Raw genomic sequence first — 22,479 nt, forward strand, 5'->3', positions numbered from 1 at the left:
GAGGAATGACAACGTGACAACAAGCATCGTGGGGATAGACATCGGAAGCTCGGTTCTGCGAGCCGTCGAAGTGAGCGACCCGCAATCTGTCAAACCGATCCTGCTCCGCTACAGCCAGATTGGCCTGCCGGACGGAGCGGTCAACAGCGGCGAGGTCATAGAACCGAACACCGTTGCCGCAGCGCTCAAGCAGCTTTGGTCGTCCGGCGGGTTCAAATCCAAGAACGTCGTGCTCGGCATGGGCAACCAGCGGGTGCTCGCCCGCGACCTGAGCGTCCCAAAAATGTCACTCGCCCGCATCCGCGAGACCTTACCGTTCGAGGTGCAGGAAATGCTTCCGATCCCGGTCGCCGAAGCCCTGCTCGACTTCTACCCGATCTCCGAATCCGAGGGTGAAAATGGACCGGTCGTCAACGGGCTGTTGATCGCGGCGGTTAAGTCGGCTGTGCTCGCGAACGTCAAAGCCACTCAGCTCGCGGGACTGATGACTGTCGACGTAGATCTGATTCCATTCGCCTTGACTCGCATTCTCGTGAGCAGACCGGGCATCGCCGGCACAGTCGCGTTGGTCGACATCGGTGGCAGCACCACGAGTGTCGTCATCGCGACGAACGGGGTTCCGCAATTCGTGCGAATTATTGCTACAGGCGGTGATGACATTTCGCGAGCCCTGCAGGACGAACTCAAGTCGACTCCCGAACAGGCAGAATCCGCCAAGTGCGGTCTCGGACTGGCCACCGGAACAGTGCCCGAGGCGGACAAGCGTGCTGTGGAAGTCATTTACAAGATAGCCAGTGAACAGTTGACGAGCCTCCGCAACACCATCAGCTATTTCGTCAACACACGGCCGACCAATCCGGTGGGACAGATCGTGCTCAGTGGGCGCGGCGGGCAATTGCGCGGGTTGCCCGAAGCACTCGCCGAGATGACCCGAATGCCCGTGGTCGTCGGTGACCCGTTTGTCACGGTCGGTCTCGCGCGGGACGTCGACGCGAACGACCTCAGGCTCAGCGGGTCTACATTTGCCGTGGCGCTCGGCCTCGCCTTGGGAAGTGCGGCATGAGCCGCGCCAGCAAGGCCGCGGAGCTCATCGTCGGCGGTGTGCCCCGTGTAGATCTTCTCCCCCGGAGATCTACAAGGAACGTGCTGCTGCCGTCATCCGGCGGCGCCTGCTGATCGGTGTTTTCGGTGTGATCGCCATCATGGCCGTCGGAACCGGCGCCTCGACCGTGCTCGCACTCCAGGCCCAGGGTCAACTGGCGGACGAACAGGCACGCACCTCGAGTCTCCTCGCCGAGCAGACCAAGTACATCGAAGTTCGATCCGTGCAGGCGAAAGTCACGCTTGTGCAGGCGGCCCAGCAAGTGGGCGTGTCGACGGAAATCGACTGGAAGAAATACCTCGACAGCGTGCAGGCGACTCTGCCGTCCACCGTTTCGATCGACACGGTGACTCTCGACTTTGCCTCCCCGATATTTGCCTATGCGCAGCCCACCGCGCCTCTGCAGGGCGCCCGCGTCGGTACCGTGAAGTTCACCGCGAAGAGTGCAGTGCTGCCTGACGTCCCCACCTGGCTGAACGCGCTCTCTACTCTGCCGGGATTCGCTGACGCATTGCCCGGGTCTGTGACTCTGGATGCGACCACGAAGACTTACACCGTCGACATCACCATGCACGTCAATGATGCCGCGTACGCCAAGCGCTTCGCGACTGTGGGGAAATGAACATGGACAAGAACAGAATCTGGGTTATCGGGTCAGTCGTCGTCATGGTTGCCGTCCTCGCGATGGGCCTGTTGCTGGGAATCCAACCACAGCTCACGGCGGTCGCGACAGCCGATCAGTCGCGCGCCGCCGTGGAGGCGTCGAATGCAGGGCAAGCAACGGTACTGGCCAAACTCAAATCCGACTACGCCGGTATCGATGCGCTCAAGGCCGAGCTGGTTCCCCTGCAGGCTTCCGTGCCGAGCGGCACGGAGATGCCGAGTTTTGTCACTCAGCTCGATGCGCTCGCCGGGTCAAAGTCGGTGACTCTGACCGGCATGACCGTGTCCGATGCCGTTCCGTATGCGGCTCCGGCCGCACTCGCTTCAACTGGTACGAATAGCGCCACGACCGGAACACCCGCGGCCGTCATGCCGGTCACGAACGCGCAGATCACGGCAACGACTTTCGCTTCGCTCGCGGTGTCGATCACGGTCACAGGAAGCTACGCCCATGCCCTCGACTTCATCAGCGGACTTCAAAGCGGTCAGCGGCTCTATTTGGTGACGGGGATCACGACGGCACCTCTCGCCGCGGACTCGACCACCGACGCGAAGACGAGCGCGACAGGGGACATCACGGCCACAATCACCGGCCTCGTCTACGTGCTCGTCCCACCCGCGACTGCGGCGACACCCGCGGCGACTGCGGCCGCGACGCCGACGCCTACCCCGACGCCCGCGGCGAAATAGCCCCGAACGGCCGCCGCACCGAATCACAAATCGCGCGGCCAAGCTCCCGATCGGGGGCCGGGCATGTTGTTATGGTTGCTGCAGAGAGCTACGGCCACCCGGCCCGCGAGGAGTGCAGCATGAGCGACCCGACATCAGACGAGCGCAACACGACCCCCGAGACGGATGCCCCGACGGCCGCGTACGCGCGGTCCGAGACGGACCCGACCGACCAGCCGGCTCCGAGCGAGCCGGCGCACGCCGCCGCAGTGCCCGCTGACGAGTCGGTACCGGCACCGCTCGCCGAGCCCGCAGCATCCGCCCCCGTCGCCCCTGTCGTCGTCCCCGAGCCGGTCGGCGAGCCGATCTCCTACGAGACCCCCACGGCCGTCTCGGCCGAGGCCGCACATGAGGACGCCCAGGTCGCCACGCAGGACCAGACGGCAGCGGAGCATGCTCCCGTCACCGACTACACCCCCGGCTACACGCCCGCGGTTCCCGTGCAGGCGCCCGCGGGCCCCATCTACATCCAGGCCCCGGCCCCGCCCGTCGACAAGGGCAACCGGGGTGCCGGCGTGCTGCTCGTGCTTCTCGCGACAGTTGTGTACTCCATCGTCTACGCGCTCGTCGCCTTTGGCATCGCCGGGGCCGGCAGCGGCTCGGTCGCCGACGCCGCCGCGAAGTTCACCGACTTCATCGTGCTTCCGGTCTTCTACGTGCCCGCCGTGTTCTTCTTCATCGGGTTCTCCCTGCTCGTGCTGATCGTCAACCGCGGCGGCTGGTGGGCATACGTGCTCTTCGGCTTCCTCGTGGCCGTCATCGTGTACTTCTCCTACATCGGAGCGGCGCTGCTGACCGTGCAGGCCTGGAACTTCACCCCGTCCGAAGCGGTCCGCTTCATCACCGCGCAGTGGCTCAGCCCGTACGCGATCGCCGCCGCCGTCGTCGCCCGCGAGGTGCCGATCTGGTTCGGCGCCTGGATCGCCCGCCGCGGACGCACCGTCACGGCCCGCAACGCCGCCGCCCGCCAGGACTACGACCGCCGCCTCGCCGAAGGGCCGCAGCTCTCCCGTCCGCAGTAATCCCGAACAGTCCGAAGCCGGCCGGCGGAATCGCCGTAGCGGGGGAGTGAGGCCTGAGCGATGCGCGACTATCAGCGATACGCGGCCGTCGTCGCCGTGTTCGCGGCCGTGCTCTACGCGGCGCTGCTCGTCGCGGCCTTCGGCATGATCAGCCTGCTCGCCGACATCGAGGTCATCCCGGTGACGGATGCCGGCCCGCTCGTCGGTCCCGGAATGGCGGCGGCGGCCGTGCTGCTGGTTTTCGCTCTCCTGCTGTGGCTCGGGCTGCGGGCATCGCCGCGCCGCCAACGGGTGGCGCTCGGGTACGCGGCCGGAACCGGCATCGCCGCGTTCCTCGGGTTCGTCGCCGCCGGCTCCGTGCTCTATCCCCTGGGAAACGGGCAACTGTTCAGCGGGCTGACCTTCGCCGCGGCGGTGCTGCGCGAGCCGTTCGCGGCGACGACCGGCATCCTCGCCTTCGTCGTCACCCTGCTGTATTCGCTCGTGCTCGCCTCCCGCATCAACGAACACGGCCGGCCGCTGTGGCCCTGGGAACGCCCGGACGAATAGGGCGAAATCTCCCCGCCGAACACCTGCGGCATCGAGTAACCTTAATGTCCATGGATGGTTCCATCGAAGCACGCGTCGGCGATGTCGTCGACGACTGGCTGAGCTGGCTCCCCAAGTGGCGACCCGGCACGCACACCCGCAGGACGCGGCTGTGCCGCACCTGTTTCGGTTCGCCCGTCATCCGCGCCGCCGGCCTCACGACCGATGTCCCACACGCGGTGCAGCACGCCCTCGCCATGCGCGTGAAGGCTGTGATTGACGGCTCCGTCGACGCGTACACCGAGTCCACCCTCCCGCTGCTCAGCCGGGAGATCCGTGCGAACGAGGAACGCAAGGCCGCCGTCGCGAGCTATCGCCCGGCCGACGGCCTCGACCCCGAGTTCGCCGGCCTCGAGCTCGACCCGCCCGCCGAACGTGAGGCGCCCTACCTCTTCACCTTCGCCGAACTCGCGCGCCCCGCCTCCCCGGCCGCGTTCGTCGCCGAACCGGCGCCACTCACCGCGGAGGAGAAGGCGGCAATTCGCGCCGAGCTGCGCCTCGCCGACGAGTACGCGGCCGAGGTCGGCGGCCAGGTCTGCATGGCGTTGTACCGCCATCGTGAGCGGATGCGGGCCGCGGTGAACGAGTTCGTCGAGCCCTGGGTGCAGTCCCTGCTCGCCGATCTCGACAGCACCCTCAACTCCCCGCTCTGGCCTCACGGCCTGTGAGTCGCGGACGAGTGGGGGACAAGCCGCGTGGGCCACGCGCGTGCCCGGCCCGCCGCATCCGCTCGACGGAGGCTCGCCATTTGACCGGGCTACCCGAGGGGAGTTAGTATTTCGGGGTGTGCGCTTCGTCGTGCGCTTGAGTCATGCCATCGCGATCTCGTCGTGCCGCACCTTGGGCGCCCAGACACGGCACGCATGCTGGGTTTGCTCACCGAGCAGCCCCCACGGCATACCCACTGAAACGCGCGGAACTTGTTCCGCGTGCGCCGGCGGGTCCAGATGAACTCGACAAGGACCGGAAACGGAACGAATCGAATGCTAACCATCAATGAGCTGTCACCGTGCAGCAATAACAAGGAGTAATTAGTGCCAACCATTCAGCAGTTGGTCAGGAAGGGCCGCAGCCCCAAGGTCACCAAGACCAAGGCTCCCGCCCTCAAGGCCAACCCGCAGCAGCGCGGCGTGTGCACCCGCGTGTACACCACCACCCCGAAGAAGCCGAACTCGGCTCTCCGCAAGGTCGCCCGCGTCAAGCTGTCGAACGGTACCGAGGTCACCGCCTACATCCCCGGCGAGGGTCACAACCTGCAGGAGCACTCGATGGTGCTCGTGCGTGGCGGTCGCGTGAAGGACCTCCCCGGTGTTCGTTACAAGATCGTTCGCGGCGCACTGGACACCCAGGCTGTCAAGAACCGCAAGCAGGCTCGTAGCCGCTACGGCGCCAAGATGGAGAAGAAGTAATGCCTCGTAAAGGCCCAGCGCCCAAGCGTCCCGTTATCGCTGACCCGGTATACGGCGCCCCCATCGTCTCCCAGCTCGTCAACAAAATCCTCCTCGACGGCAAAAAGGGCCTCGCCGAGCGCATCGTTTACGATGCACTCGAGGGCGTCGTTGCCAAAAACGGTGCGGATGCTGTCGTCACGCTGAAGAAGGCGCTCGACAACGTGCGCCCCACCCTCGAGGTGCGTTCGCGCCGCGTCGGTGGTTCCACCTACCAGGTGCCGGTCGAAGTCAAGCCGCACCGCGCCAACACCCTGGCTCTCCGCTGGTTGACCAGCTACGCCAAGGCCCGTCGCGAGAAGACCATGACCGAGCGCCTCACCAACGAGATCCTCGACGCGTCCAACGGCCTCGGTGCCGCGGTCAAGCGTCGTGAAGACACACACAAGATGGCCGAGGCGAACAAGGCCTTCGCACACTACCGCTGGTAGTCGCGATCCGGTGAGCGAGCGGGGCGGGTCACCCGCCCCGCTCGCCCACCGGCTTGTCTTGTTTCGCCCCACACACCCCCAAAAAACGTCCGGAGGACACCCGTGGCACTTGATGTGCTCACCGACCTGAGCAAGGTCCGCAATATTGGCATCATGGCGCACATTGACGCTGGCAAGACCACCGTCACTGAGCGCATCCTGTACTACACGGGTGTCAACCACAAGATCGGCGAGACCCACGACGGCGCCTCGACCATGGACTGGATGGCGCAGGAGCAGGAACGTGGCATCACGATCACCTCCGCTGCGACGACCTGTTTCTGGGCCGGCAACCAGATCAACATCATCGACACCCCTGGCCACGTTGACTTCACCGTCGAGGTGGAGCGTTCGCTCCGCGTCCTCGACGGCGCGGTTGCCGTGTTCGACGGCAAGGAGGGCGTTGAGCCCCAGTCCGAGACCGTCTGGCGCCAGGCCGACAAGTACGACGTTCCCCGCATCTGCTTCGTCAACAAGATGGACAAGCTCGGCGCGGACTTCTTCTACACCGTCGACACCATCGTCAAGCGCCTCGGCGCGAAGCCGCTCGTCATCCAGCTGCCGATCGGCGCCGAGAACACCTTCGAGGGTGTTGTCGACCTCGTCGAGATGCGTGCACTGACCTGGCGCGGCGACTCCAAGGGTGACGTCGAGATGGGATCCCACTACGAGATCGAGGTCATCCCGGCCGACCTCGTCGAGCAGGCCGCGGTTTACCGCAAGCTGCTCCTCGAGACCGTCGCCGAGACCGATGACGACCTCATGGAGAAGTACTTCTCCGGCGAAGAGCTCACCGTCTCCGAGATCAAGCACGCGATCCGCAAGCTCACGGTCAACAGCGAGATCTACCCGGTCCTCTGCGGCTCCGCGTTCAAGAACCGCGGCGTCCAGCCGATGCTTGACGCCGTCATCGACTACCTCCCCACCCCGCTCGACGTGCCGGCCATCGAGGCCCACGACGCGCGCGATGAAGAGGTCGTCGTCATGCGTCACTCTGATGCGTCCGAGCCGTTCACGGCCCTCGCGTTCAAGGTCGCGGTGCACCCGTTCTTCGGTCGCCTCACCTACATCCGCGTCTACTCGGGACACCTCGACTCCGGCGGCCAGGTCATCAACTCGACCAAGGGCAAGAAGGAGCGCATCGGCAAGATCTTCCAGATGCACGCCAACAAGGAGAACCCGGTGGCCTTCGTGACCGCCGGTCACATCTACGCGGTCATCGGCCTCAAGGACACCACCACCGGCGACACCCTGTGCGACCCGAACCACCAGGTCGTACTCGAGTCGATGACGTTCCCTGACCCGGTCATCGAGGTTGCGATCGAGCCGAAGACGAAGCAGGACCAGGAAAAGCTGGGTCTCGCGATCCAGAAGCTGGCCGAAGAAGACCCGACCTTCCGTACCGAGCAGAACCAGGAAACTGGCCAGACGGTCATCAAGGGAATGGGTGAACTTCACCTGGACATCCTCGTCGACCGCATGCGTCGCGAGTTCAACGTCGAGGCCAACGTCGGCAAGCCCCAGGTCGCGTACCGCGAGACGATCCGCAAGGCCGTCGAGCGTCACGACTACACCCACAAGAAGCAGACCGGTGGATCCGGCCAGTTCGCGAAGATTCAGATCGCGATCGAGCCGCTTGAAATCACTGCCGAAAAGGGTTACGAGTTCCTGAACAAGGTCACCGGTGGCCGCATCCCCAGGGAATACATCCCCTCGGTCGACGCGGGCATCCAGGACGCCATGCACGTCGGTGTTCTGGCCGGCTACCCGATGGTCGGCGTTCGCGCCAGCCTGCTCGACGGTGCCGCGCACGACGTCGACTCCTCGGAGATGGCGTTCAAGATCGCCGGTTCGATGGGCTTCAAGGAAGCCGTCCGCAAGGCGAACCCTGTTCTTCTCGAGCCGCTCATGAGCGTCGAAGTTCGTACGCCTGAGGAATACATGGGCGACGTCATCGGCGACCTCAACTCCCGCCGTGGTCAGATTCAGACCATGGAAGACGCGAGCGGCGTCAAGGTCATTCGTGCCTTCGTTCCGCTTTCGGAGATGTTCGGTTACATCGGCGACCTGAGGTCCAAGACCTCCGGGCGTGCCGTGTACTCGATGACCTTCGAGAGCTACGCCGAGGTCCCCAAGGCTGTTGCCGAAGAGATCATCCAGAAGAACAAGGGCGAATAGCCTGGGGCCCTCGGGCCTTTTCCGGGCCTTCGGGCCGAATCGCTTCGGCCTCCCGGCCCGAGTAACATAAGTACACAAATCCAGCAGTTTCACCGGCCGCAAACCAGCGGGCGGTGAAGCCGAGAGTCCTGAGGAGGACCCACAGTGGCCAAGGCCAAGTTCGAGCGGACTAAGCCGCACGTAAACATCGGAACGATCGGTCACGTTGACCACGGAAAGACCACGCTGACTGCAGCGATCTCCAAGGTCCTTGCCGACACGTTCCCTTCCAAGACCAACGTTCAGCGCGACTTCGCGTCGATCGACTCGGCTCCGGAAGAACGCCAGCGCGGCATCACGATCAACATCTCCCATGTTGAGTACGAGACCGAAAAGCGTCACTACGCTCACGTTGACTGCCCAGGTCACGCTGACTATGTGAAGAACATGATCACCGGTGCTGCGCAGATGGACGGCGCGATTCTCGTTGTCGCCGCAACTGACGGCCCGATGGCTCAGACCCGTGAGCACGTTCTTCTCGCCAAGCAGGTCGGCGTGCCGTCCCTGCTCGTCGCGCTGAACAAGGCCGACATGGTCGACGACGAAGAGATCCTTGAGCTCGTCGAGCTCGAGGTTCGCGAACTCCTCACCGCCCAGGGCTTCGACGGCGACAACGCTCCTGTTGTCCGCGTGTCGGCGCTCAAGGCGCTGGAAGGCGACCCGAAGTGGGTCGGCAACATCCTGGAGCTCATGCAGGCCGTTGACGACTACTTCCCGGAGCCCGTCCGCGACAAGGACAAGCCCTTCCTCATGCCGATCGAGGACGTCTTCACGATCACCGGTCGTGGCACCGTCGTCACCGGCCGCGCCGAGCGTGGAACCCTCAAGATCAACTCCGAGGTCGAGGTTGTCGGCATCCGCCCGACGATCAAGACCACGGTCACTGGTATCGAGATGTTCCACAAGCAGCTCGACGAGGCATGGGCCGGCGAGAACTGTGGTCTTCTTCTTCGTGGCACCAAGCGCGAAGACGTCGAGCGCGGCCAGGTCGTCGTCAAGCCGGGTTCGGTCACGCCGCACACCGACTTCGAGGGCACCGCGTACATCCTGTCAAAGGAAGAGGGCGGCCGTCACAACCCGTTCTACGCGAACTACCGTCCGCAGTTCTACTTCCGTACCACCGACGTCACCGGCGTCATCACGCTGCCCGAGGGCACCGAGATGGTCATGCCCGGCGACACCACCGACCTGACTGTCGCGCTGATCCAGCCGATCGCCCTGGAAGATGGACTCGGCTTCGCTATCCGTGAAGGTGGCCGCACCGTCGGCGCCGGAACCGTGACGAAGATCATCAAGTAGTTCTTCACCACCTGCACCACTGAAACGGGTCGGTCCTTCGGGGCCGGCCCGTTTTTGCGTCCCCGCGAGACCCTTGTCGTGGGCGTGCCCCGGTTCTATCGTGGGTCGCGGTCGCACTGAAGCGGCCGGACTGGAGTGGATCATGGGACTGGACGACATCACGAAGAAGGCCCAGGAGTTCCTGGGCGACAGCAAGGTCACCGAGGCCCTGCACAGCGAGCAGGCCGAGGACATCAGCGACAAGCTGCTCGACGGCACGGCCGACGCGGATCAACAAGGTCACCGGCAACAAGTTCGAAGACCAGATCGAGCAGGCCCGCGCCGCCGCCGACACTCACGTCGGCACCGACTAGCGCTCGCGCGGCGAGCGTCCGCAGCGAGCGTCCGAGTCGGCCGCGGCGCTCAGGATGCACCACTCGAGCGCGGGTGTTCCGCCGTTCCGCGGGTGCTGTGCCAGGCGCTGAACGGCGGAACACCCGCGCTCGAGTCTGAACGCAGTCCTCCACAGGAGTGGATGTCGTCGGTAACGCACGAATGACGCCTTCGACCTCCAGATGTGCTCCGTGGGTCACATGCTCTGCAGCATGACTGAACACATTCCACCGGACCACCCTGCGGACCACTTGTTGTCCTAGCCGACTATCAGCATTGGGGGAGGCTGACGGGAAGATCAAGTACTTCGATCCCGTCATGAGGGACGGGCGTACGCCCGAGGAAGTGCTGTGGGATGAAAAGCGCCGTGAAGATGGGGTGCGTCGGCAGGTGCACGGCTTCACTCGCTGGGGTTTCTCCATTGCGTTGAGCAGGATGCGCTTTGCGCGGGCGTCTGCTGGAGCTTGGGCTGCCTGTTCGGAGACCGGGCCTCCGCACGTGGTGAATGGCGTGTCTGTATCGAGCGCGGGCCCCGGCAGAGGGAAACGAGCGCGAAACGGGCAGCGAAGCGCTGGAAACGGGGCGAAAGGGGGCCGAAACGCGCGACACGCCGGTCGCGACACGCCCGGGTTGCACAAAGACCTACCCCTGTGGCAGACTCTTCTAGTTCAACACTTTCGACTGCCGCGCTGCACGCGGTGTCGGGATCACTGCCAGGCAGTGCATAACCGGTGTCCACAGGGCGCACGGTTAGGCCGCGGGTAGCAGAACAGAGCTTAAACCAACAGCCGGGAAAGCATGGGAAATCCATGCCTTCCCCCATGCCCCGGTATGGAGAAGCGGTTGGCTCGGTTCAAAGTCGTGCGGCTGGAAGGCTGCGGGACGAGGAATCGAAATTGACAGATGAACAGTGGTGCGACAGCAGCAGTGCTACTACGGCGTCCAATGCAGCCTTCGGGATGTACGAAGCCTTGACAAGAAAGAGAGTTCGACATGGCGGGACAGAAAATCCGCATTCGGCTTAAGTCTTACGACCACGAGGTCATTGACATCTCGGCGCGCAAGATCGTCGACACCGTGACCCGTGCGGGCGCGACAGTCGTCGGCCCCGTGCCGCTTCCGACCGAGAAGAACGTGGTGTGTGTCATCCGTTCCCCTCACAAGTACAAGGACAGCCGGGAGCACTTTGAAATGCGCACCCACAAGCGTCTGATCGACATCATTGACCCCACCCCGAAGGCCGTCGACTCGCTCATGCGTCTCGACCTTCCGGCGGACGTCAACATCGAGATCAAGCTCTAGGGCCCGCGATGTCTTACTCCGATACCAAGACCACCAAGGGTCTCCTCGGCAAGAAGCTCGGCATGACCCAGGTCTGGGACGAGAACAACAAGCTCGTTCCCGTCACCGTCATCGAGATCTCGCCGAACGTTGTCACCCAGATCCGCAGCAAGGAAATCGACGGCTACGCCGGCGTCCAGATCGCTGCAGGCGCCATCGACCCGCGCAAGGTGAACAAGCCTTCCGCCGGACACTTCGAAAAGGCGGGCGTCACGCCTCGCCGTCACCTCACCGAGCTCCGCACCGCGGATGCCGCTGACTACACCCTGGGACAGGAACTCACCGTTGACGGTGTCTTCGTTGCCGGCTCCAAGGTTGACGTCATGGGCACGAGCAAGGGTAAGGGTTTCGCCGGTGTTATGAAGCGTCACAACTTCAAGGGTGTCTCCTCCTCCCACGGTTCCCACCGCAACCACCGCAAGCCCGGTTCCATCGGTGCTTCCTCGACCCCGAGCCGTGTCTTCAAGGGCATGCGCATGGCCGGTCGTATGGGTGGCGAGCGCGTCACCGTGCTGAACCTCAAGGTTCACGCCATTGATGCCGAGAAGGGCCTCATGCTGGTCAAGGGTGCCGTTCCCGGTGCCAAGGGCCGCCTCGTATTCGTCCGCACTGCCGTGAAGGGAGCGTAACCGCATGGCCACCACGCTCGATCTCATCGATGCAACCGGCGCAAAGTCCGGTTCCGTTGAACTGCCCGCCGAAATCTTCGACGTCCAGACCAACATCCCCCTGATCCACCAGGTCGTCGTCGCGCAGCTCGCTGCCGCACGCCAGGGCACGCACAAGACCAAGCGCCGCGGAGAAGTTTCCGGTGCCGGTCGCAAGCCCTTCAAGCAGAAGGGAACCGGTCGCGCTCGTCAGGGCTCGATCCGCGCGCCCCAGATGACCGGCGGTGGCATCGTCCACGGACCGACGCCCCGCAACTACGAACAGCGCACCCCCAAGAAGATGATCGCGGCAGCACTGCGCGGATCGCTTTCCGACCGCGCCCGCGGCGACCGTCTCCACGTCGTCACCGCACTGTTCACTGCAGAGACGCCCAGCACCAAGGGCGCCATCACGCTGCTCACCCAGATCGCCAGCAGCAAGCACGTGCTGGTCGTTCTCGAGCGCACCGATGAGCTGACACTGCGCAGCATCCGCAACCTCCCGACGGTGCACGTGCTGTCCTGGGACCAGCTGAATGCCTACGACGTTCTCGTCAGCGACGACATCGTCTTCACCCTGGGCGCGTTCGACGCGTTCGTGGCGAGCAAGACCAAGAAGGAAGAGGTGTCCGCATAATGGCTACCCCGATCAACAAGGATCCCCGCGACGTCATCATCGCTCCGGTCGTCTCTGAGAAGAGCTACGGCCTGATCGACGAGGGCAAGTACACCTTCATCGTGGACCCGCGCTCGAACAAGACCGAAATCAAGCTCGCGATCGAAAAGATCTTCAAGGTGGAGGTCGCTTCGATCAACACCATGAACCGCATCGGCAAGACGCGTCGCACGAAGTTCGGTCAGGGCAAGCGCAAGGACACCAAGCGTGCCATCGTCACGCTCAAGTCCGGTTCCATCGACATCTTCACGGCCGTCGGCTAAGCGGCGCGGACTAGAGGAATAAGAAATGGCTATTCGTAAGTTCAAGCCCACGACTCCTGGTCGTCGCGGTTCATCTGTTGCGGACTTCGCAGAGATCACCCGTTCGACCCCGGAGAAGTCCCTGCTTCGCCCCCTGTCCAAGACCGGTGGCCGTAACAACCAGGGTCGCATCACCACCCGTCACATCGGTGGTGGACACAAGCGTCAGTACCGTCTCATCGATTTCCGTCGTAACGACAAAGATGGCATCAACGCCAAGGTCGCTCACATCGAGTACGACCCGAACCGCACGGCGCGCATCGCGCTCCTGCACTTCGTTGACGGCACCAAGCGCTACATCATCGCCCCGAACAAGCTGAACCAGGGCGACATCATCGAGTCGGGTTCGGGTGCTGACATCAAGCCCGGCAACAACCTGCCGTTGAAGAACATCCCCACCGGTACCATCATCCACGCGGTCGAACTGCGTCCGGGCGGCGGTGCCAAGATGGCCCGCTCCGCCGGTTCGTCGGTTCGCCTCGTTGCGAAGGATGGCATCTACGCCCAGCTGCGCCTGCCGTCCGGAGAAATCCGCAACGTCGACGCCCGCTGCCGCGCCACGATCGGCGAGGTCGGCAACGCCGAGCAGTCGAACATCAACTGGGGCAAGGCCGGCCGGATGCGCTGGAAAGGCGTTCGCCCAACCGTTCGTGGTGTTGCCATGAACCCGGTTGACAACCCACATGGTGGTGGCGAGGGAAAGACGTCCGGTGGACGTCACCCCGTCAGCCCCTGGGGCCAGAAAGAAGGCCGTACCCGGCACCCGAACAAGGAAAGCGACAAGCTCATCGTTCGTCGCCGTACTGTCGGCAAGAAGCGTAAGTAGGAGTAGACGATGCCACGCAGTCTCAAGAAAGGCCCTTTCGTTGACGACCACCTGCTTCGCAAGGTTGTCCGGGCGAATGAAGCCAGCAGCAAGAACGTAATCAAGACCTGGTCGCGCCGTTCTATGATCATCCCCGACATGCTCGGGCACACCATCGCGGTTCACGACGGACGCAAGCACATCCCGGTGTTCGTCACCGAGAGCATGGTCGGGCACAAGCTCGGCGAGTTTGCGCCCACCCGCACCTTCCGTGGTCACGTGAAGGACGACAAGAAGGGCCGTCGCCGCTAACGCGGTGACGTGAAGGAGGAGAAGAAATGGTGGAGTCGATCGCACGCGTGCGTCACATCCGCGTTACCCCCAGAAGGCTCGTCGCGTCGTCAACTTGATCCGCGGCAAGCAGGCCCACGAGGCCCTGGGAATCCTGAAGTTCGCAGCGCAGGGCGCCAGCGACCCGGTGTACAAGCTGGTGGCCTCGGCCATCGCGAATGCACGAGTCAAGGCCGATGCAGCGAACACATACCTGGACGAGCAGGACCTCTTCGTGAGCCAGGCATTCGTTGATGAGGGTACGACCCTCAAGCGTTTCCAGGCCCGCGCACAGGGTCGCGCATTCCAGATCAAGAAGCGTACGAGCCACATCACTGTTGTGCTCGCCACTCCTGAGGAGGGTACGAAGTAATGGGTCAGAAAGTAAACCCGTATGGCTTCCGTCTGGGAATCACGACCGACCACGTGTCGCGTTGGTTCTCTGACAGCACGAAGCCGGGCCAGCGTTACAGCGACTTCGTCGCTGAAGACGTCAAGATCCGCCGCCTGCTGAGCACGACCCTCGACCGCGCGGGAGTTTCGCGCATCGAGATCGAGCGCACCCGTGACCGCGTTCGCGTCGACATTCACACCGCCCGTCCGGGCATCGTGATCGGTCGTCGTGGCGCCGAGGCCGAGCGGATCCGCTCCGACCTCGAGAAGCTCACGAGCAAGCAGATCCAGCTCAACATCCTCGAGGTCAAGAACCCTGAGGTCGACGCCCAGCTCGTTGCCCAGGGCATCGCAGAGCAGCTCTCCGCTCGTGTGGCTTTCCGCCGCGCGATGCGCAAGGGCCTGCAGGGCGCCCAGCGCGCCGGCGCCAAGGGTGTTCGCATCCAGGTGTCCGGTCGTCTCGGCGGCGCTGAGATGAGCCGCTCGGAGTTCTACCGCGAGGGACGCGTGCCACTGCACACCCTGCGTGCTGAACATCGACTACGGCTTCTACGAAGCCAAGACCACCTTCGGCCGCATCGGCGTGAAGGTCTGGATCTACAAGGGCGACATCACCAACAAGGAACTCGCCCGCGAGCAGGCCAACGCTAAGTCGTCCCGCCCCGAGCGTCGTGACGACCGACCCCGCCGTGCGCCCCGCGCAGAGGCCGCGGCGCCGGTTGCAGCAGGAGTTGAGGCATAACCATGTTGATTCCACGCAGAGTCAAGCACCGTAAGCAGCACCACCCGGGCCGCACCGGCCACGCAACCGGTGGCACCGAGCTGTCGTTCGGCGAGTACGGCATCCAGGCCATCACCCCCGCGTATGTGACCAACCGTCAGATCGAGTCCGCTCGTATCGCGATCACCCGTCACATGAAGCGCGGCGGCAAGGCCTGGATCAACATCTATCCTGACCGCCCGCTCACCAAGAAGCCGGCCGAAACCCGCATGGGTTCCGGTAAGGGTTCTGTGGAGTGGTGGGTCGCCAACGTGAAGCCGGGTCGTGTGCTCTTCGAAATCGGCGGTGTCACTGACATCGTCGCCAAGGAAGCGCTCACCCGCGCCATTCACAAACTGCCGTTGAAGGCACGCATCATCAAGCGCGAGGAGGGCGACGCATAATGGCGATCGGATCCAAGGAGCTCGCCTCAGTCGAGCTCGACACTTTTGAAAACGAACGACTGTTCGACGAGCTGAAGAAGGCCAAGGAAGAGCTGTTCAACCTGCGCTTCCAGTCGGCCACCGGTCAGCTTGAAAGCCACGGCCGCCTCCGCGCGGTCAAGCGCGACATCGCTCGTATCTACACGGTTCTCCGTGAGCGCGAGTTGGGCATTCGCCCGACGCCCGCACCGGTCGAAGCGGCCGTCAAGGCCGACAAGGCAGAGAAGAAGCCCAAGAAGGCCCCTAAGGCTGCAGAATCCGAAACGGATGCTGTCGCTGAGGCCGTCGAAACGAAGGAGGCCTAGTCATGGCGAAGACTGACGAAACGGTCGTCGCAGCCGAGGCAGAAGCTCTCGTTCGCGGCTACCGGAAGACGCTGCGCGGCTACGTGACCAGCGACAAGATGGACAAGACCATCGTTGTCGAGGTCGAAGACCGCGTGAAGCACCCGTTGTACGGCAAGGTCATCCGCCGTACGTCCAAGCTGAAGGTCCACGACGAGGCGAACATCGCCGGCGTCGGAGACCTGGTCCTGATCAGTGAGACCCGTCCGCTGAGCGCCACCAAGCGCTTCCGCCTGGTCGAGATCCTCGAGAAGGCCAAGTAAGCCTCGCGCTTACTTGATAGAAGGGTATAAAAAGTGCTTCAGCAAGAATCACGACTCAAGGTTGCCGACAACACGGGTGCCAAGGAACTGTTGACCATCCGCGTCCTCGGTGGCTCCGGTCGTCGTTACGCAGGCCTCGGTGACACCATCGTCGCCACCGTCAAGGACGCGATCCCGGGCGGAAACGTCAAGAAGGGCGACGTCGTCAAGGCCGTCGTCGTTCGCGTCAAGAAGATGACCCGTCGTCCAGACGGTTCGTACATCAAGTTCGATGAGAACGCCGCAGTGATTTTGAAGAACGACGGTGACCCCCGGGGCACCCGAATCTTCGGACCGGTCGGTCGCGAGCTTCGCGACAAGAAGTTCATGAAGATCATCTCGCTGGCACCGGAGGTTATCTAAATCATGGCCAGACTCAAAAGGGTGACCTCGTACAGGTCATCAGCGGCCGCAGCCAGGCACGCGGCGGCGACCGTGGCAAGCAGGGCAAGGTCATCGCCGTGCTCGTGGAGAAGAACCGTGTCCTCGTCGAGGGCATCAACTTCGTCACGAAGCACGTTCGTGTCGGCCAGACCCAGCGCGGCACCAAGACCGGCGGCATCGAGACCATGGAGGCGCCGATCCACGCGTCCAACGTGGCCATCGTCGACCCGGAGACCAAGAAGCCGACTCGCGTCGGCGTCCGCATCGAAGAGGTAACGAAGGACGGCGTCACCAAGACGGTCCGCATCCGTTACGCCAAGAAGTCAGGGAAGGACCTCTGATGACCGACACGATCGTTGCTGCGGGCGAAGCGCCCGTCAAGACGCTTCCGCGTCTCAAGCAGAAGTACCGCGACGAGATCTCCGCCAAGCTCTCCACCGAGCTCGGTTTCACGAACGTTCACCAGATTCCGAACCTCGTGAAGATCGTCGTCAACATGGGTGTCGGCGAGGCAGCTCGCGACGGCAAGATCATGGATGGCGCCGTCTCCGACCTCACCAAGATCACCGGCCAGAAGCCGCAGGTCACCAAGGCCCGCAAGTCCATCGCGCAGTTCAAACTGCGCGAAGGACAGCCCATCGGAACCCACGTCACCCTCCGCGGCGACCGCATGTGGGAATTCCTGGACCGGCTTCTGAGCCTCGCCCTTCCCCGTATCCGTGACTTCCGCGGCCTCTCGGACAAGCAGTTCGACGGTGCAGGCAACTACACCTTCGGTCTCACCGAGCAGGTCATGTTCCACGAGATCGACCAGGACCGGATCGACCGTCTTCGCGGTATGGACATCACCATCGTGACGACCGCCAAGAACAACGAAGAAGGCCGTGCGCTGCTCAAGGCGCTTGGCTTCCCCTTCCAGACGGCCGAGAACACCAAGTAGTACCGGCTAGTTTTGAACCCTGGGGCTGGACAACCGTCCAGCCCCACCACGACCAAGGTCGTCACCCGTGTAACGGATGAACGAAACCAGGCGAGAAAGGCACCACAAATGACAATGACAGATCCGGTCGCAGACATGCTGACCAGACTGCGCAACGCTAACTCGGCGTACCACGACACAGTGTCGATGCCGCACAGCAAGCTCAAAGCGCACATCGCAGACATCCTCAAGGCGCAGGGTTACATCTCCGCCTGGGATGTCAAGGATGCAGAGGTCGGAAAGACCCTCACGCTGAACCTCAAGTTCGGTCCGAACCGCGAGCGTTCCATCGTCGGCATCAAGCGGGTTTCCAAGCCCGGCCTGCGCGTGTACGCAAAGTCGACCGAAATCCCCACCGTTCTCGGTGGCCTCGGCGTTGCCATCCTGTCCACCTCCAGCGGTCTGCTCACCGACCGTCAGGCCGAGAAGAAGGGCGTAGGCGGAGAAGTTCTCGCCTACGTGTGGTAGTCGACAATGTCACGTATTGGAAGACTCCCCATCCCGATCCCCGCGGATGTCACGGTTGCCACTGAGGGCCGCCTCGTCAGCGTCAAGGGCCCGAAGGGTGAGCTTGCGCTCACCGTCGCCAACCCGATCCAGGTGTCGATCGAAGACGGCCACGTTGTCGTCACCCGTCCGGACGACGAGCGCGCATCGCGTTCGCTGCACGGCCTGACCCGCACCCTGATCGCCAACCAGATCATCGGGGTGACCGTGGGTTACACCAAGGGCCTCGAGATCGTCGGTACCGGTTACCGCGTCGCCCAGAAGGGCACCGCGGTCGAGTTCGCCCTTGGCTTCTCACACCCGGTCCTCATCGAGCCGCCCGTCGGCATCACCCTGACCGTCGAGGGCGTCAACCGCCTCACGGTCGGTGGCATCGACAAGCAGGCCGTCGGCGAGGTCGCCGCCAACATCCGTAAGATTCGCAAGCCTGAGCCCTACAAGGGCAAGGGTGTGCGTTACGCCGGCGAGATTGTTCGCCGCAAGGCCGGAAAGAGTGGTAAGTAACCATGGGTCTCGGAACTAGAGGTAAGAGCAAGGCCGCTGCCCGCGGACGCAGGCACACACGTCTTCGCAAAAAGGTCGTTGGGACGGAGCTTCGTCCCCGTCTCGTCGTCACCCGTTCGGCTCGCCACGTCTTCGTGCAGGTCGTCGACGACAGCAAGGGTTTCACCCTTGCGTCGGCATCCACGCTCGAGACGGACATGCGCACCTTCGATGGTGACAAGACCGCCAAGGCCCGTAAGGTCGGTGAACTCGTCGCCGAGCGCGCGAAGGCCGCCGGTATCGACGCCGTCGTATTTGACCGTGGCGGCAGCAAGTACGCGGGACGCGTCGCTGCCATCGCCGAGGGAGCTCGAGAGGGTGGATTGAACCTGTGACCGCTGAAACCAGTAACACAGCAGCCAAGGAGACCGTGGTGGCCGCTGAGGCACCCGTCGAAACCGCTGCGTCAACCGCTCCGGCACAGAACGAGCCTCGTGAGGCTCGTCGTGGTGGCCGTGAGCGCAACCCGAACAAGGATCGCGGAAGCCGCGACGCCGACAAGAGCCAGTTCCTGGAGCGCGTTGTCACCATCAACCGCGTTTCCAAGGTGGTGAAGGGTGGTCGTCGCTTCAGCTTCACCGCCCTCGTCGTCGTCGGTGACGGCAACGGACTCGTCGGCGTGGGATACGGCAAGGCCCGCGAGGTCCCGACCGCTATCTCCAAGGGCGTCGAGGAAGCGAAGAAGAACTTCTTCCGCGTTCCCCGCGTCGGCCTGACGATCCCGCACCCCGTCCAGGGCGAAGCCGCAGCGGGCGTTGTCCTGCTGCGTCCCGCCGCTGCCGGTACCGGCGTTATCGCCGGTGGCCCCGTCCGCGCCGTGCTCGAATGCGCCGGCATCCACGACGTCCTGAGCAAGTCGCTCGGTTCGTCGAACACCATCAACATCGTCCACGCCACCGTCGAGGCACTGCACCAGCTCGAAGAGCCGCGTGCCGTTGCCGCCCGTCGTGGCCTCGCGTACGAAGACGTGGCCCCGGCCCGTTTCCTGCGCGCCGACGCCGCGGCTGCTGCTGCAGCAGCGGCAGCAAAGGCAGGTGCCTGATGGCTCGCCTCAAAGTGACACAGATCAAGTCCAAAATTAGTGAGAAGCAGAACCAGCGCGACACGCTTCGCAGCCTGGGTCTCAAGCGCATTGGCGCTGTCGTGATCCGCGAGGACAACTCGCAGAACCGCGGCTATGTCAACACGGTTGCTCACCTCGTGAAGGTCGAGGAGATTGACTAATGGCTGACGAGAAGGACGCTGCCGCCAAGGCAGCAACCAAGCCCGCCACCGCAAAGAAGGCTGCCCCCAAGGCTGCGGCCGCGAAGACTGCACCCGCTGAGAAGCGCGAGCAGGTGCTGAAGGTCCACCACCTTCGCCCCGCTCCCGGTTCGAAGAAGGACCGTATGCGCGTCGGCCGCGGTGAAGGATCCAAGGGTAAGACCGCGGGTCGTGGCACCAAGGGCACCAAGGCACGCTACAACGTGCGCATCGGCTTCGAGGGTGGGCAGATGCCTCTGCACATGCGTACCCCGAAGCTGCGCGGGTTCAAGAACCCGTTCCGCGTCGAGTACCAGGTCGTCAACCTCGACCGTCTTGCCGAGCTCTACCCGAACGGTGGCGATGTCACCATCGCCGACCTGGTCGCCAAGGGCGCCGTTCGTGACAACGAAAAAGTCAAGGTGCTCGGTAACGGTGAAATTGCCGTTAAGCTGAACATTGCGGTCGACAAGGTCTCCAGCTCAGCTGAGCAGAAGATCGTCGCCGCGGGTGGCTCAATCAAGTAAGTCCGTAGACGCTGATCGAGCTTGTCGGGCGTCGCCATCGTTCATTCGATAGCGGCCCCGGCAGGCTCGTTTCACGTTAGTAACTGGAGGCCTTTTGTTCAGCGCCATAGCGCGGATCTTCCGCACGCCCGACCTTCGTAAGAAAATCGGATTCAGCCTCGGTATCGTGGCTCTGTTCCGACTGGGCTCGTTCATCCCCTCTCCCTTTGTGGACTTCGGAAACGTGCAAGCGTGTCTCGCGGCGAACCAGGGCACCAGTGGCCTGTACGAACTCGTCAACCTGTTCAGCGGTGGCGCGCTGCTGCAGCTGTCGGTCTTCGCGCTCGGCATCATGCCGTACATCACGGCCTCGATCATCGTGCAGCTCCTGCGCGTGGTCATCCCACACTTCGAGACCCTCTACAAAGAGGGCGCGTCCGGGCAGAGCACGCTCACCCAGTACACGCGCTATCTCACGATCGCCCTCGGCATCCTCCAGTCGACGACGCTCATCACGGTCGCCCGCAGCGGTGCGCTGTTCGGCACCTCCTCCAGCTCCGAGTGCTCGCAGCTCATCACCAACGACGCCTGGTACGCCATCATGCTCATGGTCATCACCATGACGGCAGGCACCGGCGTCATCATGTGGATGGGTGAGCTCATCACCGAGCGCGGCATCGGCAACGGCATGTCGCTCCTCATCTTCACGTCCATCGCGGCCCGCTTCCCGAACTCCCTCGGCTCGATCCTCAACCAGAAGGGCCTCGACACCTTCCTGATCGTGATCGCGGTCGGACTGCTGGTCGTCGCGGCCGTGGTGTTCGTCGAACAGTCGCAACGACGCATCCCGGTGCAGTACGCCAAGCGGATGGTCGGACGACGCACCTACGGCGGCAACAACACGTACATCCCGATCAAGGTCAACATGGCCGGCGTCGTCCCTGTGATCTTCGCGTCCTCGCTGCTGTACCTGCCGGCCCTGATCGCGCAGTTCAACCAGCCGGCTGCCGGACAGGCCCCGGCGGCGTGGGTCTCCTGGGTCACGAACAACCTGACCAAGGGCGACCACCCGCTCTACATGCTGATGTACTTCCTGCTCATCGTCGGGTTCACCTATTTCTACGTCGCGATCACCTTCAACCCGGAAGAGGTCGCCGACAACATGAAGAAGTACGGCGGATTCATCCCCGGCATCCGTGCCGGACGCCCGACGGCCGAGTACCTCGACTTCGTGCTGACCCGGGTGACCCTGCCCGGTGCGCTCTACCTCGGCCTGATCGCCCTGCTGCCGCTGATCGCATTCTCGGTGATCGGAGCCGACCAGAACTTCCCGTTCGGCGGCGCCAGCATCCTGATCATCGTCGGTGTCGGCCTCGAGACGGTCAAGCAGATCGACTCCCAGTTGCAGCAGCGTCACTACGAAGGGCTCCTCCGATGACCCGCTTGCTCGTGATCGGCCCGCCCGGCGCCGGCAAGGGCACCCAGGCGGTTCGCCTGGCCGCTGCCTTCGGTATCCCCGCCGTCTCGACCGGCGACATCTTCCGCTTCAACGTGACGAACCAGACCGAACTCGGCCTCAAAGCCAAGGCGTTCATGGACAAGGGCGCCTACGTGCCCGACTCGCTGACCAATGAGATCGTCGCCGACCGGCTCGCCCAGGCGGATGCCGCTGGCGGTTTCCTCCTGGACGGTTACCCGCGCACGCTCGAACAGGTGCACGAGCTCGACCGCCTGCTCGACGCCGAAGGCACCGCACTCGATGCCGTCGTCCAGATCTCAGCGGACACCGACGAGGTCGTCGCCCGTCTGCTCAAGCGCGCGGCCGAACAGGGCCGAGCGGACGACACGGCCGACGTCATCCGTCACCGTCTCGAGGTTTACTCGGAGCAGACCGCTCCGCTTATCGACGTGTACGGGGCCCGCGGGCTCGTTGTCACCGTTGACGGCCTCGGTGCCGTCAATGCGGTGACCGAGCGCATTCTGAGTGCCCTCGCGGAGCGCGAGCTTCACGCCGTCGACATCAACACGGACGCACCGAGCGCGTCCTGATCCGTTTGCGGGGAAC

30 protein-coding genes and 3 pseudogenes are annotated in these 22,479 nt (G+C 63.7%); all 33 read left to right on the plus strand.

Annotated elements, in window-relative coordinates; all coding sequences use genetic code 11:
* Positions 1-13: 13 nt before the first annotated feature.
* The 33 genes and pseudogenes from pilM (at position 14) to RGU41_RS19495 (ending at position 22,463) form a co-directional block, all read left to right on the plus strand.
* The gene (gene pilM, locus RGU41_RS19335) at positions 14-1,063 is read left to right on the plus strand and encodes a type IV pilus assembly protein PilM (RefSeq protein ID WP_322137150.1); all 1,050 of its coding nucleotides are present in this window, start codon (positions 14-16) and stop codon (positions 1,061-1,063) included.
* A 139-nt stretch (positions 1,064-1,202) separates the two neighbouring features.
* Complete coding sequence (locus tag RGU41_RS19340; protein ID WP_322137151.1) at positions 1,203-1,724, plus strand: hypothetical protein; 522 nt, start codon at positions 1,203-1,205, stop codon at positions 1,722-1,724.
* A gap of 2 nt (positions 1,725-1,726) precedes the next feature.
* Positions 1,727-2,455 (plus strand): hypothetical protein, encoded by a 729-nt coding sequence (locus RGU41_RS19345; RefSeq protein ID WP_322137152.1) that lies wholly within the window; start codon positions 1,727-1,729, stop codon positions 2,453-2,455.
* 119 nt (positions 2,456-2,574) lie between these two features.
* Positions 2,575-3,516 carry a hypothetical protein gene (locus tag RGU41_RS19350; RefSeq protein ID WP_134449879.1) on the plus strand — a complete coding sequence of 314 codons (942 nt, stop codon included), beginning with the start codon at positions 2,575-2,577 and terminating at the stop codon, positions 3,514-3,516.
* Between the two features lie 60 nt (positions 3,517-3,576).
* Positions 3,577-4,065 carry a DUF6121 family protein gene (locus tag RGU41_RS19355; protein WP_134449880.1) on the plus strand — a complete coding sequence of 163 codons (489 nt, stop codon included), beginning with the start codon at positions 3,577-3,579 and terminating at the stop codon, positions 4,063-4,065.
* 50 nt (positions 4,066-4,115) lie between these two features.
* Positions 4,116-4,772 carry a spermidine/putrescine ABC transporter substrate-binding protein gene (locus RGU41_RS19360; RefSeq protein ID WP_134449881.1) on the plus strand — a complete coding sequence of 219 codons (657 nt, stop codon included), beginning with the start codon at positions 4,116-4,118 and terminating at the stop codon, positions 4,770-4,772.
* A 366-nt stretch (positions 4,773-5,138) separates the two neighbouring features.
* Positions 5,139-5,513: a 30S ribosomal protein S12 gene (rpsL, locus tag RGU41_RS19365; protein WP_055787040.1), complete on the plus strand. Its 375-nt coding sequence runs from the start codon at positions 5,139-5,141 to the stop codon at positions 5,511-5,513.
* Positions 5,513-5,983: a 30S ribosomal protein S7 gene (rpsG, locus tag RGU41_RS19370; RefSeq protein ID WP_066597688.1), complete on the plus strand. Its 471-nt coding sequence runs from the start codon at positions 5,513-5,515 to the stop codon at positions 5,981-5,983. The genes rpsL and rpsG overlap by 1 nt, the downstream gene beginning before the upstream one ends.
* A gap of 102 nt (positions 5,984-6,085) precedes the next feature.
* Positions 6,086-8,200 carry an elongation factor G gene (gene fusA / locus RGU41_RS19375; protein ID WP_134449882.1) on the plus strand — a complete coding sequence of 705 codons (2,115 nt, stop codon included), beginning with the start codon at positions 6,086-6,088 and terminating at the stop codon, positions 8,198-8,200.
* 144 nt (positions 8,201-8,344) lie between these two features.
* Positions 8,345-9,538, plus strand: a complete 1,194-nt coding sequence (gene tuf, locus RGU41_RS19380; protein ID WP_322137153.1) for an elongation factor Tu — start codon at positions 8,345-8,347, stop codon at positions 9,536-9,538.
* A 142-nt stretch (positions 9,539-9,680) separates the two neighbouring features.
* Entirely contained in the window at positions 9,681-10,076 is a 396-nt protein-coding gene (locus RGU41_RS19385; RefSeq protein WP_322137154.1) for a hypothetical protein, read from the plus strand.
* Positions 10,077-10,903: 827 nt separating this feature from the next.
* Positions 10,904-11,212 (plus strand): 30S ribosomal protein S10, encoded by a 309-nt coding sequence (gene rpsJ, locus RGU41_RS19390; RefSeq protein ID WP_035834607.1) that lies wholly within the window; start codon positions 10,904-10,906, stop codon positions 11,210-11,212.
* Between the two features lie 8 nt (positions 11,213-11,220).
* Positions 11,221-11,880, plus strand: coding sequence for a 50S ribosomal protein L3 (gene rplC / locus RGU41_RS19395; RefSeq protein ID WP_134449885.1), 660 nt, complete (start codon positions 11,221-11,223; stop codon positions 11,878-11,880).
* A gap of 4 nt (positions 11,881-11,884) precedes the next feature.
* Entirely contained in the window at positions 11,885-12,535 is a 651-nt protein-coding gene (rplD, locus tag RGU41_RS19400) for a 50S ribosomal protein L4 (protein WP_134449886.1), read from the plus strand.
* Entirely contained in the window at positions 12,535-12,837 is a 303-nt protein-coding gene (gene rplW, locus RGU41_RS19405) for a 50S ribosomal protein L23 (protein ID WP_104100968.1), read from the plus strand. Before rplD ends, rplW begins: the two co-directional genes overlap by 1 nt.
* A gap of 25 nt (positions 12,838-12,862) precedes the next feature.
* The gene (rplB, locus tag RGU41_RS19410) at positions 12,863-13,702 is read left to right on the plus strand and encodes a 50S ribosomal protein L2 (RefSeq protein ID WP_322137155.1); all 840 of its coding nucleotides are present in this window, start codon (positions 12,863-12,865) and stop codon (positions 13,700-13,702) included.
* A gap of 9 nt (positions 13,703-13,711) precedes the next feature.
* Positions 13,712-13,993, plus strand: coding sequence for a 30S ribosomal protein S19 (rpsS, locus tag RGU41_RS19415; RefSeq protein ID WP_134449888.1), 282 nt, complete (start codon positions 13,712-13,714; stop codon positions 13,991-13,993).
* A gap of 26 nt (positions 13,994-14,019) precedes the next feature.
* Positions 14,020-14,384: pseudogene (rplV, locus tag RGU41_RS19420) on the plus strand (50S ribosomal protein L22).
* Positions 14,384-15,146, plus strand: a pseudogene (gene rpsC / locus RGU41_RS19425) (30S ribosomal protein S3). The pseudogenes rplV and rpsC overlap by 1 nt, the downstream one beginning before the upstream one ends.
* A gap of 2 nt (positions 15,147-15,148) precedes the next feature.
* On the plus strand, positions 15,149-15,568 hold the full coding sequence (gene rplP, locus RGU41_RS19430) for a 50S ribosomal protein L16 (protein ID WP_322137156.1): 420 nt from the start codon (positions 15,149-15,151) through the stop codon (positions 15,566-15,568).
* A complete protein-coding gene (gene rpmC / locus RGU41_RS19435; RefSeq protein ID WP_134449892.1) occupies positions 15,568-15,912 on the plus strand; it encodes a 50S ribosomal protein L29 in 345 nt (114 codons plus the stop codon). The genes rplP and rpmC overlap by 1 nt, the downstream gene beginning before the upstream one ends.
* A 2-nt stretch (positions 15,913-15,914) precedes the next feature.
* A complete protein-coding gene (rpsQ, locus tag RGU41_RS19440; RefSeq protein ID WP_134449893.1) occupies positions 15,915-16,214 on the plus strand; it encodes a 30S ribosomal protein S17 in 300 nt (99 codons plus the stop codon).
* A 33-nt stretch (positions 16,215-16,247) separates the two neighbouring features.
* Positions 16,248-16,616, plus strand: coding sequence for a 50S ribosomal protein L14 (gene rplN / locus RGU41_RS19445; protein ID WP_134449894.1), 369 nt, complete (start codon positions 16,248-16,250; stop codon positions 16,614-16,616).
* A gap of 14 nt (positions 16,617-16,630) precedes the next feature.
* A pseudogene (rplX, locus tag RGU41_RS19450) lies at positions 16,631-16,978 on the plus strand (50S ribosomal protein L24); the annotation flags it as partial.
* Positions 16,978-17,577: a 50S ribosomal protein L5 gene (gene rplE, locus RGU41_RS19455; protein WP_134449896.1), complete on the plus strand. Its 600-nt coding sequence runs from the start codon at positions 16,978-16,980 to the stop codon at positions 17,575-17,577. The pseudogene rplX and the gene rplE, both read left to right, overlap by 1 nt.
* A gap of 108 nt (positions 17,578-17,685) precedes the next feature.
* Positions 17,686-18,084, plus strand: coding sequence for a 30S ribosomal protein S8 (gene rpsH / locus RGU41_RS19460; protein WP_066597609.1), 399 nt, complete (start codon positions 17,686-17,688; stop codon positions 18,082-18,084).
* A gap of 6 nt (positions 18,085-18,090) precedes the next feature.
* Positions 18,091-18,627, plus strand: a complete 537-nt coding sequence (rplF, locus tag RGU41_RS19465; RefSeq protein WP_134449897.1) for a 50S ribosomal protein L6 — start codon at positions 18,091-18,093, stop codon at positions 18,625-18,627.
* Positions 18,628-18,629: 2 nt separating this feature from the next.
* Positions 18,630-19,001 (plus strand): 50S ribosomal protein L18, encoded by a 372-nt coding sequence (gene rplR, locus RGU41_RS19470; protein ID WP_134449898.1) that lies wholly within the window; start codon positions 18,630-18,632, stop codon positions 18,999-19,001.
* 35 nt (positions 19,002-19,036) lie between these two features.
* Complete coding sequence (rpsE, locus tag RGU41_RS19475; protein ID WP_104101028.1) at positions 19,037-19,708, plus strand: 30S ribosomal protein S5; 672 nt, start codon at positions 19,037-19,039, stop codon at positions 19,706-19,708.
* Positions 19,708-19,890 (plus strand): 50S ribosomal protein L30, encoded by a 183-nt coding sequence (gene rpmD, locus RGU41_RS19480; protein ID WP_174774564.1) that lies wholly within the window; start codon positions 19,708-19,710, stop codon positions 19,888-19,890. The genes rpsE and rpmD overlap by 1 nt, the downstream gene beginning before the upstream one ends.
* Entirely contained in the window at positions 19,890-20,435 is a 546-nt protein-coding gene (rplO, locus tag RGU41_RS19485) for a 50S ribosomal protein L15 (RefSeq protein WP_134449899.1), read from the plus strand. The genes rpmD and rplO overlap by 1 nt, the downstream gene beginning before the upstream one ends.
* A 94-nt stretch (positions 20,436-20,529) precedes the next feature.
* Positions 20,530-21,852 carry a preprotein translocase subunit SecY gene (gene secY / locus RGU41_RS19490; protein WP_134449900.1) on the plus strand — a complete coding sequence of 441 codons (1,323 nt, stop codon included), beginning with the start codon at positions 20,530-20,532 and terminating at the stop codon, positions 21,850-21,852.
* Entirely contained in the window at positions 21,849-22,463 is a 615-nt protein-coding gene (locus RGU41_RS19495) for an adenylate kinase (RefSeq protein WP_174775128.1), read from the plus strand. The genes secY and RGU41_RS19495 overlap by 4 nt, the downstream gene beginning before the upstream one ends.
* Positions 22,464-22,479: the final 16 nt, after the last annotated feature.

The organism is Cryobacterium sp. 10C3 (assembly GCF_034314285.1).
Lineage (GTDB): Bacteria > Actinomycetota > Actinomycetes > Actinomycetales > Microbacteriaceae > Cryobacterium > Cryobacterium glucosi.

What these genes read in the sequence shown, in the direction of transcription:
- rplP (WP_322137156.1), top strand. Translation starts at nt 15,149, where the DNA reads ATGTTGATTCCACGCAGAGTCAAGCACCGTAAGCAGCACCACCCGGGC.
- RGU41_RS19385 (WP_322137154.1), top strand. Translation starts at nt 9,681, where the DNA reads ATGGGACTGGACGACATCACGAAGAAGGCCCAGGAGTTCCTGGGCGAC.
- RGU41_RS19355 (WP_134449880.1), top strand. Translation starts at nt 3,577, where the DNA reads ATGCGCGACTATCAGCGATACGCGGCCGTCGTCGCCGTGTTCGCGGCC.
- RGU41_RS19350 (WP_134449879.1), top strand. Translation starts at nt 2,575, where the DNA reads ATGAGCGACCCGACATCAGACGAGCGCAACACGACCCCCGAGACGGAT.
- rpmC (WP_134449892.1), top strand. Translation starts at nt 15,568, where the DNA reads ATGGCGATCGGATCCAAGGAGCTCGCCTCAGTCGAGCTCGACACTTTT.
- RGU41_RS19360 (WP_134449881.1), top strand. Translation starts at nt 4,116, where the DNA reads ATGGATGGTTCCATCGAAGCACGCGTCGGCGATGTCGTCGACGACTGG.
- rpsS (WP_134449888.1), top strand. Translation starts at nt 13,712, where the DNA reads ATGCCACGCAGTCTCAAGAAAGGCCCTTTCGTTGACGACCACCTGCTT.
- RGU41_RS19345 (WP_322137152.1), top strand. Translation starts at nt 1,727, where the DNA reads ATGGACAAGAACAGAATCTGGGTTATCGGGTCAGTCGTCGTCATGGTT.
- rplW (WP_104100968.1), top strand. Translation starts at nt 12,535, where the DNA reads ATGGCTACCCCGATCAACAAGGATCCCCGCGACGTCATCATCGCTCCG.
- rplD (WP_134449886.1), top strand. Translation starts at nt 11,885, where the DNA reads ATGGCCACCACGCTCGATCTCATCGATGCAACCGGCGCAAAGTCCGGT.
- rplC (WP_134449885.1), top strand. Translation starts at nt 11,221, where the DNA reads ATGTCTTACTCCGATACCAAGACCACCAAGGGTCTCCTCGGCAAGAAG.
- rpmD (WP_174774564.1), top strand. Translation starts at nt 19,708, where the DNA reads ATGGCTCGCCTCAAAGTGACACAGATCAAGTCCAAAATTAGTGAGAAG.
- rplF (WP_134449897.1), top strand. Translation starts at nt 18,091, where the DNA reads ATGTCACGTATTGGAAGACTCCCCATCCCGATCCCCGCGGATGTCACG.
- rpsG (WP_066597688.1), top strand. Translation starts at nt 5,513, where the DNA reads ATGCCTCGTAAAGGCCCAGCGCCCAAGCGTCCCGTTATCGCTGACCCG.
- rplO (WP_134449899.1), top strand. Translation starts at nt 19,890, where the DNA reads ATGGCTGACGAGAAGGACGCTGCCGCCAAGGCAGCAACCAAGCCCGCC.
- rpsH (WP_066597609.1), top strand. Translation starts at nt 17,686, where the DNA reads ATGACAATGACAGATCCGGTCGCAGACATGCTGACCAGACTGCGCAAC.
- rplR (WP_134449898.1), top strand. Translation starts at nt 18,630, where the DNA reads ATGGGTCTCGGAACTAGAGGTAAGAGCAAGGCCGCTGCCCGCGGACGC.
- rpsJ (WP_035834607.1), top strand. Translation starts at nt 10,904, where the DNA reads ATGGCGGGACAGAAAATCCGCATTCGGCTTAAGTCTTACGACCACGAG.
- RGU41_RS19495 (WP_174775128.1), top strand. Translation starts at nt 21,849, where the DNA reads ATGACCCGCTTGCTCGTGATCGGCCCGCCCGGCGCCGGCAAGGGCACC.
- rplE (WP_134449896.1), top strand. Translation starts at nt 16,978, where the DNA reads ATGACCGACACGATCGTTGCTGCGGGCGAAGCGCCCGTCAAGACGCTT.
- rpsQ (WP_134449893.1), top strand. Translation starts at nt 15,915, where the DNA reads ATGGCGAAGACTGACGAAACGGTCGTCGCAGCCGAGGCAGAAGCTCTC.
- rplB (WP_322137155.1), top strand. Translation starts at nt 12,863, where the DNA reads ATGGCTATTCGTAAGTTCAAGCCCACGACTCCTGGTCGTCGCGGTTCA.
- RGU41_RS19340 (WP_322137151.1), top strand. Translation starts at nt 1,203, where the DNA reads ATGGCCGTCGGAACCGGCGCCTCGACCGTGCTCGCACTCCAGGCCCAG.